The organism is Streptomyces sp. NPDC051582, assembly GCF_040681715.1.
Classification (GTDB): Bacteria; Actinomycetota; Actinomycetes; order Streptomycetales; family Streptomycetaceae; genus Streptomyces.
In genome coordinates this window covers 103,598-114,208 of record NZ_JBFAZJ010000028.1, presented here as the reverse complement: position 1 = coordinate 114,208, position 10,611 = coordinate 103,598, and the positions used below count along the sequence as shown (strand labels likewise).

The window sequence follows — 10,611 nt, the reverse complement described above, 5'->3', positions numbered from 1 at the left end:
AGCCCCGGAACATCGTCTGGGCGGCTTATGTCCGGCCACAGGCGGTCGTCGGGCGCTAAGACGGGAGGAGCGCACAGCGATCTGGTGCGCAGGGGGTGGGGGACGGGGATCTGGTCGGCGGCTGATGCAGGTTAGGCGCACCCGTCCCGGCCGGGCTCGGTGGGCCTGGGAAGTGGGGGCGCCGACCGGGGCCCCGATCGGCATCTGTGAGAGGCCCTTCCGGGACACGAACCCCCCGGCCATCCTTCGGGGGCTTCCCGGCAGTCTGTTGTCTTTCCGGGGCGGGCCGGGCAGTCAAGGGTGGCCGAAGGCCATCGCGCAGCGACGCGAACGCAGTGAGCGCCCTTGACGGCCCGGACCGACACGGAAGGACAGTGGACTGCCGGGAAGCCCCCGGACCCATCCCGACCCCGACGACGGGGATCCCGCCCCCCGGCACCCCGACCCGCCTCCCGACCCCTACTGCCCCACCCGCCCGTCGATCCGCTCCCGCAGGAAATCGGCGTGGCCGTTGTGGCGGGCGTACTCCTCGATCATGTGGACCAGCACCTCGCGCAGCTCCACCGGCCCCTCGCCGCCCCCGCCCCCGCCTCCGCCCCCACCCGCACCCGCACCCGCACCCAAGACCTCCAGCCCCACCGCCTCGGCCACCACCCGTTCCGCGAAGGCGACCTCAGCCCGCCAGGTGGCCCACGCGTCCGCGACCACCTCCGGGTCGGCAACCGCCCCCGTGAAATCCGCCGCCGGATCCTCTGCCGTCCGATAGTGGCGCCGTACGTCCTCACCGGCCACCACATGGCGGAACCAGTACTGTTCCACCCCCGCCAAGTGCCGCACGAGCCCCAGCAGCGACAGGTTCGACGGCTCCACCGCGCGCCGCGCCATCGCCTCCGCATCGAGCCCTGCGCACTTCAGCTCCAGCGTCAGCCGCTGGTCCCGCAGGTACCCGACCAGGACGGCGCGCTCCCCCCGGAACCCGCCGTCGGTGCGGGTGTCCCCGTCGGGGTGGACGAACATGTTGGACCAGCCGAATTGCCGCTCGCCCCCGGCCACGCCTCCACCCCCGCCCCCCGGCGCACGCACAGGATCACCGTTTTCGATCATGCCCGCGAGCCTTCCCCCGTGAGCGCCCCGCCCGCAAGCGGGATGCGTCAGCCGGCGATCGCCTCGTACAGCGAGAACACGGCCAGCGCCGCCATCACACCCGCAGCGACCTTCGTGATCAGGCGCAGCGGCACGTACTTCATCAGGGTCTTGCCACCCAGGATCCCGATGCCCGCGACCGCCCACAGCGCGAGGACGGCGCCGAGGCCGACCGAGAGGGGGTTGTCGTACCGCGCGGCGAGGTTCGCGGTCATGATCTGGGTCAGATCACCGAACTCGGCCACCAGGATCAGCATGAATCCGGCGCCCGAGACCTTCCAGAAGGACTGGTCGGCGGGCGCCTTGACCTCCTCGTCCCCGTCACTCTTCTTCAGGAGCAGCATGGCCGCGCCCGCGAGGAAGAGGACGCCGACGAAGGCCTGGACGAGCCGGTGCGGCAGGAGGGTGAGCACGCTGCCCGCGGCGATGGCGAGTGTGACGTGTACGGCGAATGCGGCGGCCACGCCGACGAAGACGTACGAGGCGCGGTAGCGGGTGCCGAGCATCAGTCCGGCGAGGGCCGTCTTGTCGGGGAGCTCCGCGAGGAAGACGACTCCGAAGGCGATCGCCGTGACGGTGATGCTGAAGGTACTGCTGAACACGGGGCGGAACCTCAATCGGTCGGGCAGGACGCCATCGATACCGAGAGACCGGGGTGTTTCAGGGGTCGCTTCGGCTCAGCGGCGCCCTGACTGCGTCCCTGCACCCGGTACGGACGGGTGCAGATGAACAAGAACAGGACACTGCGGCCGAAGGTCTCGCTGGCCGGCCGCTGAACGCGACCTGCCTCCGGGCGCCGGCTGGGGTGACCCAGCAGTATGTCGACGGTCCGGCGAAGAGCTACTCCCCTTCTGCACTCCACAGAATACGCGACGCCCACGACGACTCGAAATGGGCCGTTGGTCCCGGCATTGATCCAGACGCCGACGGCCGTCGATCGCACCGCCGGCCCCACCTCCACTGCCATCGCTCCCGGAATCACAACCTCCGCTTATTCCAGGGAAGTTGGCGGCCCGCATCTGACGTGCTCATGTCGCAAGCCTGTAACCTTGCGCCCGCCGCCACGCAATCTGGCGCCGCCACCATGGCCGCGCCCCTTCGGGGCCGACCGGCCACAATCCCCCCGCATTCAGGGAGCCCCCTCATGGCCCTCAAGACCCTCATATCCGGTGTCTACGCGCGTCGAGTTGGCGTGCTCGCGTCAGCCGCCACGCTCGCCGCCCTCACTTCCCTCGTGAACGCGCCCGTCGCCCAGGCCGCCCCGCCCACCCCCATCAGTGCCGCGGCCGCCCGCTCCTACCTCGCCACGGTCACGCCGAAGACGGAGGGGTCCCTCAGCGGATACAGCCGCAGCCTGTTCCCGCACTGGAGCACCGTCTCCGGCAGCTGCAACACCCGCGAGACCGTCCTGAAGCGCGACGGCGCCGGCGTCGTCACCGACTCCGCGTGCGCCGCCGTGAGCGGCAGCTGGTACTCCGAGTACGACGGCGCCACCTGGACCAACGCGGCCGACCTCGACATCGACCACGTCGTCCCGCTCGCCGAGGCCTGGCGCTCCGGGGCCGCCTCCTGGACCACCGCCCAGCGCCAGCAGTTCGCCAACGACCTCACCCGCCCGCAGCTCATCGCGGTCACGGACAACGTCAACCAGGCCAAGGGCGACCAAGACCCGGGCAAGTGGCTGCCGTCACGGACCGCCTACCGCTGCACGTACGCCCGGATGTGGGTCAACGTGAAGCAGTACTGGGGCCTGAGCATGGACTCCGGCGAGAAGTCGGCCCTGGTGGGCATCCTCAACGGCTGCTGACGGCCACCGCTTTCCCCACCCGGCCATCACCCGCCCATCCACCCGCCCATCCACCCGGCCATTCACCCGGCCTCTCCCCCGCCAGGGGGAGGCCACACTCCCCTTTCCCGTCGTACCGTGATCGAAGGGGCTACGGAGGAGGGGGAGTTGCATGGCCGGATTGCGTCTGGGGCCACTGCTTCGCTACGTCGACTGGGACACGGGTGGTTCGGCCACGATATGGGTCGAGGCCGACCGCCCGTGCACGGCCGAAGTGCGGTGCACGGGCGGGGCCGGCGGCAGCGTGCGCACCTTCCAGATCGCCGGGCACCACTACGCGCTGGTGCCGGTGACCGGCCTGACCCCGGGAAGCACCACGGCGTACGAGGTACTGCTCGACGGCGTGCGCGTCTGGCCGCTGCCGGGCACGGCCTTCCCTCCGAGCACGATCACCACGCCCGCCCTCGCCGCGGCCGGGCGGCCGGCCCCGGAGCTGCGGCTGACGTTCGGGTCGTGCCGGCAGGCCGCGCCGCCGGCGGGCCGGCACGGTCCGGACGCCCTCGACACGCTCGCGGCGCGGCTGGCCGCGGATCCGGATCAGGTGCGGCCGGATGTGCTCCTCCTGCTGGGCGACCAGGTGTACGCGGACCAGCTGTCGCAGGAAACGAGACAGTGGCTCGCGGCCCGGCGGGACCTGCGGGAGGCCCCCGGCGCCCAGGTCGCCGACTATGAGGAGTACACGCGGCTGTACTACGAGTCCTGGCTCGACCCGGAGATCCGCTGGCTGCTGTCGACCGTCCCCAGCCTGCAGATATTCGACGACCACGACGTCGTGGACGACTGGAACACGAGCGCGGCGTGGCTGGCGGAGATGCGGGCGACGCCCTGGTGGCCGGAGCGGGTGCTCAGCGGGCTGATGTCGTACTGGGTGTACCAGCACCTGGGCAATCTCTCGCCGGCCGAGCTCGCGGCCGATCCCCTGTACGAGGCCGTACGGACGGCACCGGACGGTACGGACGCCCTGCGGGCCTTCGCCGCCGCGGCCGACTCCGATCCGGGCTCGGTGCGCTGGAGCTACCGGCGGGACTTCGGCCGGTCGCGGCTGCTGATGGTGGACACGCGGGCGGCGCGGGTGCTCGCCGAGGACGGGCGGGCGATGCTCGACCCCGCCGAGCAGCAGTGGCTCCGCGAGAACGCCCTCGCCGGGCACGGCGGCTACGACCACCTCCTGATCGGGTCGTCGCTGCCGTGGCTGATGCCGCCGCTGATCCATGACGCGGAGACGTGGAACGCGGCGCTCTGCCGCGGTGAGCGGGGGCCCCGGTGGGCGCGGATCGGGGAGGATCTGCGGCGGCGCAGCGATCTGGAGCACTGGGCGGCGTTCCCGGCTTCGTTCGCGGCGTTGAGCGATCTGATCGAGGAGGTGGGGACGGGGCCGCGGGCGCCGGCGACCGTGTGCGTACTGTCCGGAGATGTCCATCATGCGTATGTGGCCGAGCCTCGAATACCCAGCACGGCGCGGGTGTTCCAGCTGACCTGTTCTCCGGTCCACAACTCGATCCACGCGGCGGTGAAGTGGGGCTTCCGGCTGGGCTGGTCGCGGACGGGCCGGTGGCTGGGGCGCGGGTTCTCGCGGCACGGGCGCACGGGCAGGCCGCCGCTGAGCTGGCGGCGTACGGGCGGGCCGTGGTTCGGGAACCAGCTGATGACGCTGGCGCTGGCGGGGCGTTCGGCCCGGCTCCGGCTGGACCAGGCGCACAAGGGCCGGAAGGGCGAGAAGACCGCTCGCCTGGTGACGGTGCTGGACCGGGAGCTGACGTCGGCGGCGGGGCCGGGCAGCGGCACGGAGGGGGCCGGCAGCGCGAGCTGACACACTGTGCACCCGGACAGCCCCCGGGCATACGGCGCACCAACGCCAGGCGTACGCTGTATGGCTGTCAAGCCGCTCCTGCCGCTCCCCGCGACGTCGCGGCGCTTCATGCCGCAGCACGTCAACCGGACTGGGGAGTCCCGCCTTGTTTGAGACTCTGGGGTCGCTGACCGCGAGCCCATGGATCTACGTCGTGGTGGCGGTGTCCGTCGTGCTCGACGTCTTCCTCCCGGTGCTGCCGAGCGGGGTTCTGGTGATCACCGCCGCGGCGGCCGCCGCGGCCGCCGGTGCGGCGGGTCCGGTGCCCGTGGCGGTTCCGGCGCAGGTGCCGGACATCCTCGCGCTGCTGGTGATCGCCACGACCTCGTCGGTGCTGGGTGACATGGCCGCGTTCCGGCTGGCCCGGCGCGGCGGGGCCCGGCTGGACCGCGCCATCGCCCGGTCCCGTCGGCTGACCCGCGCCCACGAACGCTTGGGCACGGCCCTGGCCCGGGGCGGCGGCGCCCTGGTGGTGATCGCCCGCTTCGCCCCGGCCGGCCGCTCGGTGGTGTCCCTGGGCGCCGGAAAGACCCACCGCAAGGTCATGGAGTTCCTGCCCTGGTCGGTGCTGGCGGGCATGGCCTGGGCCGGGTACAGCGTGGCCCTGGGGTACTTCGGCACCCAGTGGCTCGGCGCCACCTGGCTCGGCACGGCGGTCTCCGTGATCGCCCTCTTCGCCGCGGGCGCCCTGGCGGCGTTCGTCATCCGCCGCCCCGCCCCCACGGCCGCCCCGGCGGCGTAGCGGCCGCCCGCCCCTTCCCCCGGGTGGAGCAGCGGCTCACCCGTTCACCCGGCCCCGATCGCCGCCCCGGGCCCGGGCTCCTAGCGTCCATTGCACGGCGCGCAACCGAATCCGCGTCACATCCGTGCCCTGGCCGCGCCGTTTCGAGGAGCCCGAGGAGTTCTCTCCATGCCCGCCACGCCGCTCGCCCAGCCGCCGAACCGCCGCCTCCTGACGAGGGTGGCGGCCGCGACCCTCGTCCTCGCCGCGGCCACCCCCGTCACCGTCGCCCATGCCGGTGGCGCCTCCCCGTCCGGCAGCGTCTCCCCCACGGCCGTCGCCCCGGGGAGCCGCGTCAGCCTGAACGTCACGGGGTGCGGTACCAAGACCGGCACGGCCTCGTCCAGCGCCTTCGGCGACGTACGGCTGACCCCGGGCAACCTCGAAGCCGGCAACCTCTTCGGCAGCGCCACCGTCTTCGGCGACGCCAACTCCGGGTCGCACACCGTCACCTTCGAATGCGGCGGCTCCGGCGGCCGGCGCGTCACCGCCGCCCTCCAGGTCACCCCCGGCGCGGCCCGCGGCGGGCTGGGCGGCAGCACGGGCACGATGAGCCCCGGCCAGATCGCCCTGGGCGGCACCCTGGCCGCCGGCGCCCTGGGCACCGGCATCTGGCTCCTGCGCCGCCGCTCCCGCCTCGCCTGACCCGGGCCGGACGGGACCGGACCGGCCGCAAAAGGCGGCTAGACGGCCGCGCTCGCGGTGGCCGCGGCGGTCGCGGTGGCGCCCCTGACCTGCAAGCCGTCCAGCAGGTCCCGCGTCGCCTCGGCGATCGCCTCCACAGCGGCCTCGAAGACCTCCTGGTTGTGCGCGGCGGGCGCCCGGAACCCGGACACCTTCCGTACGTACTGCAGCGCGGCGGCGCGGATCTCCTCCTCCGTGGCCTTCTCGGGGATGGCGGGCGGGCGCAGGGTCTTAATGGAACGGCACATACACCCACTATCCCGCTACCGGGGCAGCTCGGCGCCGGACAGTTTCATGATCAGGCCCGCCTGCAACCGCGCCCGCAGCACCGGGTCCGCGACCTCCTCCAGCAGCTCGACGGCCCGCTGCATCGCCGCGGCGGCCCGCCGGTCCTCGCGCAGGGAGGCCGTCTGGCCGGCCAGGTGCCTGAGCGCGACATCGGCGCGCCGGTGGAACAGCTGCCCGACGAGCGTGATGACCAGGCCCACCGAGCTGGTGACCACCCCCAGGTACAGCTCCCCGCTGCTCTCGGCCTTCCACACGGCGAGCGCCACGCCGAGCAGCAGGATGGCGGCCCCCACCCCCGCGAACCGCTGACTGGTGAGGAAGCTGCTGCGCGCCTGCGTCAGTCCGTACGCGTAGTACTCGACGAGCACGGCCGTGAACTCGGCGTCCCCGTGCCCGTCCCGCCGCGCCGCCGGCCGCCCTCCGACATCGGCGTACTTCGGGTCCCCCGCGACCGCCGCGGGCTCGGCCATCCGTGCCAGCAGCCGCGCCCGCTCGGCGTCCCGCCGCCGCTCGAACCCCTCCCGGGCCACCCGGTCCAGCAGCACGTACGCCACGCCGCCGCCCACGACGGCCAGCAGCCCGACACCCCCCACCGCCCACTCACCCATCCCCCGACGATCCACGCCCCCTCAACACCCCGTCAACCCTGCGGCCGCGGCGAACCACCCACCCGAAACCGGCAGTTGCAACGGCACGGGCCCGACCACGCCCGCCGGGAACGCCGAAGGCCCCCGACCGTAAAACGGTCGGGGGCCTTCGGGTTGGTGGGCGCGGACGGTTTCGAACCGCCGACATCTGCTTTGTAAGAGCAGCGCTCTACCCCTGAGCTACGCACCCGTGGATGAGTGGACAGCCTACATGGCGGGCGCACCCCCCACGCAAACCCGCATCCGTGGGAGAGAATGGACCGGGGCATGGCGGAGGCGGTACGGGAGAGGGATTGTGACGACGGCATCCCGGCGGTGGTTCGGCGGGCGGGACGAGAGTCGGCGGGCGGACGCGCAGGCGGCGAAGGATGCCGCCGCGGCCGCGTTCTACGAGCTGGACACCGCGCAGCGGGACCTGCGGATCTCCATGGAGACCATCGCGGCCGCCGACGGGTCGCCCGCGGCCCGGCAGGCCGGGGAGGGGTTCGCCGCGCTCGGACAGCGGATCGACCAGGTCAGCCACGTGTACATCGAGGCCGTGGACGCCCATGACCTCGATCGCGTCGACCTCGAAGGGTCCGTCGCCGCGCGGGCGCAGGAGCAGCTGACGCGGGCGCGCGAGGAGCTCGTACGGGTCAAGGGCGAGCTGGACCGGTTCGCGCAGGGCCTTCAGCCGCTGCTGGACAAGGCCGAGACGCAGTTGGCGCGCGTGGCGCCCGCGCGGGAGCGGGCCCGGGCCGCGCTGCTCGCGGCGAGCACGGCGCTGGACGACGTACGCGGCAAGGGGATGCGGGCCGACGAGTTCGCGGCGCGGCTGGCCGCGCTCGGGCCCGAGCTGACCCGGCTGAACCAGGGCGCCGCGCAGCACGGCGTGCAGGAGACCATCCAGCGCGCGGACCGGATCCTGCGGGACGCGGAGTCGATACGGGCCGAGGTGGCGCGGCTCCCCGAGCGGGCCGCGGAGATCGACCGGCGGCTGGTGAGCCTGCGGACCCGGGCGCAGGCCCTGCGCAACCGGGCGGACCGGGTGGATCCGGTCCTGAGCGAGCTGCGCCGGCGGTTCAGTGCCGCCTGCTGGCAGGACCTCCAGCACGTGCCGGAGCAGGCGGTACGGGACGTGGCGCGCGCCGAGGAGCAGCTCGGGGAGGCCGCGCGGGCCCGCGAGGAGCAGCGCTGGGGGGACGTCGCGGCGCTGATCGAGTCGGTCCGCGGTGCGCTGGACGCTACCGACGAGGCGGTGTCGGCGGCGCAGGACCGGCTGTCGCGCCTGGAGGCGGTGGCGCGGGACCCGCAGGCGGAGGTGCAGCGGACCCGGTTCGCGATCCGGGACGCGCAGCGGCTGGCGATGGAGGGCCGCAGTGTGCCCGATCCGCGGCACGCGCGGCCCCTGGACGAGTCGGTGGCCCGGATGGAGCGGGCGCTCGCCGCACTGGAGGAGCGGCATCCCGACTACTGGCACTTCCTCCAGGAGATGGAGCAGGTGCGGCGGGACGTGGCCCGGGTCGTCTCCGACATCCGCGGCGTTCGAGGCAGCGGCTGAGCCCGCGTCCCGGCGCGCGGGGGGCGGGCCGCGGGGCCCGCGTTTGTCGCAGCGCGGCCGGGGGCGGATGCTGGAGGGGTTGGAAGAGGAGGGCGTGATGGCTGCCCATGTTTCGAACACCTCTCGTGCGCCCGACGCACGCCGTACGCCCGCACCCCCCGTGAGCGCGCCGCACGCGGCCTACGGGTGCCACGAGGCCCACGATCACTACGCTCCGTACGTGTCCCACGGGCCGATCGAGCTGCCCGCACCGCACGTGCCGTACCTGGTGCGCCGCATCGCGCGCCCCGTCAACACCCGGCTCGACGAGCACCTGCCCACCGACCACAAGCTCAGCCAGGTGTACCGGGTGGGCGCGGGCCTGATGGGGCTGCTGCTGGTCGTCTTCGGGATCCTCGGGCTGATCGACCGGATCGGGTTCTTCGACACCGGCGGCGCCACGGTGCTCGCGCTGAACACCAACGGCGCGCTGAGCGTCCTGTCGATCTGTATCGGGCTGCTGCTCTTCGTGGGGATGGTGATCGGCGGGAACTTCGCCTCCACCCTCAACATCGTGCTGGGGATCGCCTTCATCGTCAGCGGGTTCGTGAACCTGGCCCTGCTGGACACGGGCATGAACTTCCTGGCCTTCAAGATCCAGAACGTGCTGTTCAGCTTCGTCGTCGGCGTGATGCTGATGTGGTTCGGGATGTACGGGCGGGTCGGCAGCGCCCTGCCGCACGACAATCCGTACTGGCGGGCCCGCAACCCCGAGCAGGCCGCCCGCGAGGACCGGGCCGCACGGGCCGCCGCCCGGCTCAGCCACGGCGTATAGGCCACCCGCCTTCCCCGCTGTGGGTAGCCTGGGGCCATGCCTCGTTACGAATTCCGCTGCCGGACCTGCGAAGACACCTTCGAGGTCAGCCGGCCCATGGCGGAGTCCTCCGCTCCCGCCGACTGCCCGGCCGGTCACGCCGACACCGTGAAACTGCTCTCCGCCGTCGCCGTGGGCGGCACCAGCAGCGCCCCCGCCCCGTCCGGCGGGGGCTGCTGCGGTGGTGGAGGCTGCGGCTAGGTCGTACGCCTGCGCGCGGTGGTGGCGGCTGCGGCTAGCCCGCGCGCTTGCGCGACGGCTAGCCCGCGCGCTTGCGCGACAGGGTCAGGCCGTCCGAGATCGCCAGCAGGACCGACTCCATGCGGGTGTCCGCCGCGACGTGCTCGTTGTACGCGCGGACTCCGGCCGCCGAGCCCGTCGCGGCCTCGTCCAGGACGCGGCCGTGGAAGAGGGTGTTGTCCGTGACCATCAGCCCGCCCGGCCGCAGCCGCGGAACGAGCTCCTCCCAGTACGCGATCTGGCTTTCCTTGTCGGCGTCCACGTAGGCCATGTCGACGTGCGGCTCCCGCGGCATGGCGCGCAGCGTGTCCAGCGCCGGGGCGATCCGCAGATCGATGCGGTCGGCGACGCCCGCCGCCTCCCAGGCCTCGCGCCCGTACGCCGTCCACTCCTCCGAGACGTCGCAGGCGACGATCAGGCCGTCCGCCGGCAGCGCCTGGGCCATCGACAGGGTCGAGAACCCGGTGAAGGTGCCGACCTCGACGACGTGGCGGGCGCCGGTCAGGCGGACCAGGAAGGCCAGCAGCGGCCCCTGCTCCTCCGCCGACTGCATGCCGGCGACGTCCGGGAACTTCTCGTAGGTCTTCGCCACCAGCCCCCGCTGGACCTCGTCCAGCGGGGGGTTGTGGTCGAGCATGTAGCGGTACAGCTCGTCGGTGATCTTTGTGCTGTTGCCCTTGGTCATGCGCCCAGTGTGCCGACTCGGCCCGCCGGCCGCCCTGTTCCGAAAAGACGACGGA

At 73.0% G+C, this 10,611-nt stretch carries 12 protein-coding genes and 1 tRNA gene; 7 read left to right on the top strand and 6 right to left on the bottom strand.

Annotated features, from left to right (window positions below; translation table 11 throughout):
• Window positions 1-459 precede the first annotated feature (459 nt).
• Together AB0M92_RS30280 and AB0M92_RS30275 are read right to left on the bottom strand one after the other, a co-directional pair.
• Window positions 460-1,017 carry a DinB family protein gene (locus AB0M92_RS30280; protein ID WP_366105499.1) on the bottom strand — a complete coding sequence of 186 codons (558 nt, stop codon included), beginning with the start codon at window positions 1,015-1,017 and terminating at the stop codon, window positions 460-462.
• Window positions 1,018-1,151: 134 nt separating this feature from the next.
• Window positions 1,152-1,745 carry a TMEM165/GDT1 family protein gene (locus AB0M92_RS30275; protein WP_366105492.1) on the bottom strand — a complete coding sequence of 198 codons (594 nt, stop codon included), beginning with the start codon at window positions 1,743-1,745 and terminating at the stop codon, window positions 1,152-1,154.
• A gap of 560 nt (window positions 1,746-2,305) precedes the next feature.
• Here AB0M92_RS30275 and AB0M92_RS30270 point away from each other — a divergent pair.
• The 4 genes from AB0M92_RS30270 (at window position 2,306) to AB0M92_RS30255 (ending at window position 6,264) form a co-directional block, all read left to right on the top strand.
• Complete coding sequence (locus AB0M92_RS30270; protein ID WP_366105498.1) at window positions 2,306-2,950, top strand: HNH endonuclease family protein; 645 nt, start codon at window positions 2,306-2,308, stop codon at window positions 2,948-2,950.
• A 151-nt stretch (window positions 2,951-3,101) separates the two neighbouring features.
• A complete protein-coding gene (locus AB0M92_RS30265; protein WP_366105491.1) occupies window positions 3,102-4,799 on the top strand; it encodes an alkaline phosphatase D family protein in 1,698 nt (565 codons plus the stop codon).
• Window positions 4,800-4,944: 145 nt separating this feature from the next.
• Entirely contained in the window at window positions 4,945-5,580 is a 636-nt protein-coding gene (locus AB0M92_RS30260) for a VTT domain-containing protein (protein ID WP_366105490.1), read from the top strand.
• Window positions 5,581-5,748: 168 nt separating this feature from the next.
• Window positions 5,749-6,264, top strand: a complete 516-nt coding sequence (locus AB0M92_RS30255) for a hypothetical protein (RefSeq protein WP_366105489.1) — start codon at window positions 5,749-5,751, stop codon at window positions 6,262-6,264.
• Between the two features lie 38 nt (window positions 6,265-6,302).
• Here the strand turns inward: AB0M92_RS30255 and AB0M92_RS30250 are convergent, their stop codons facing one another.
• The 3 genes from AB0M92_RS30250 to AB0M92_RS30240 form a co-directional block, all read right to left on the bottom strand.
• On the bottom strand, window positions 6,303-6,551 hold the full coding sequence (locus tag AB0M92_RS30250) for a DUF2277 domain-containing protein (protein ID WP_366105488.1): 249 nt from the start codon (window positions 6,549-6,551) through the stop codon (window positions 6,303-6,305).
• Between the two features lie 15 nt (window positions 6,552-6,566).
• Window positions 6,567-7,199: a hypothetical protein gene (locus AB0M92_RS30245; protein ID WP_366105487.1), complete on the bottom strand. Its 633-nt coding sequence runs from the start codon at window positions 7,197-7,199 to the stop codon at window positions 6,567-6,569.
• 154 nt (window positions 7,200-7,353) lie between these two features.
• Window positions 7,354-7,428, bottom strand: a tRNA-Val gene (locus AB0M92_RS30240).
• Between the two features lie 105 nt (window positions 7,429-7,533).
• Between AB0M92_RS30240 and AB0M92_RS30235 the strand changes: the two genes are divergently transcribed.
• The 3 genes from AB0M92_RS30235 (at window position 7,534) to AB0M92_RS30225 (ending at window position 9,832) form a co-directional block, all read left to right on the top strand.
• Window positions 7,534-8,778 (top strand): hypothetical protein, encoded by a 1,245-nt coding sequence (locus AB0M92_RS30235; RefSeq protein ID WP_366105486.1) that lies wholly within the window; start codon window positions 7,534-7,536, stop codon window positions 8,776-8,778.
• Window positions 8,779-8,998: 220 nt separating this feature from the next.
• The gene (locus tag AB0M92_RS30230; RefSeq protein WP_366105485.1) at window positions 8,999-9,592 is read left to right on the top strand and encodes a DUF4383 domain-containing protein; all 594 of its coding nucleotides are present in this window, start codon (window positions 8,999-9,001) and stop codon (window positions 9,590-9,592) included.
• Window positions 9,593-9,628: 36 nt separating this feature from the next.
• Complete coding sequence (locus AB0M92_RS30225) at window positions 9,629-9,832, top strand: zinc ribbon domain-containing protein (protein ID WP_132755580.1); 204 nt, start codon at window positions 9,629-9,631, stop codon at window positions 9,830-9,832.
• Between the two features lie 58 nt (window positions 9,833-9,890).
• Here AB0M92_RS30225 and AB0M92_RS30220 read toward each other — a convergent pair whose 3' ends face one another.
• Complete coding sequence (locus tag AB0M92_RS30220) at window positions 9,891-10,556, bottom strand: O-methyltransferase (protein ID WP_366105484.1); 666 nt, start codon at window positions 10,554-10,556, stop codon at window positions 9,891-9,893.
• Window positions 10,557-10,611: the final 55 nt, after the last annotated feature.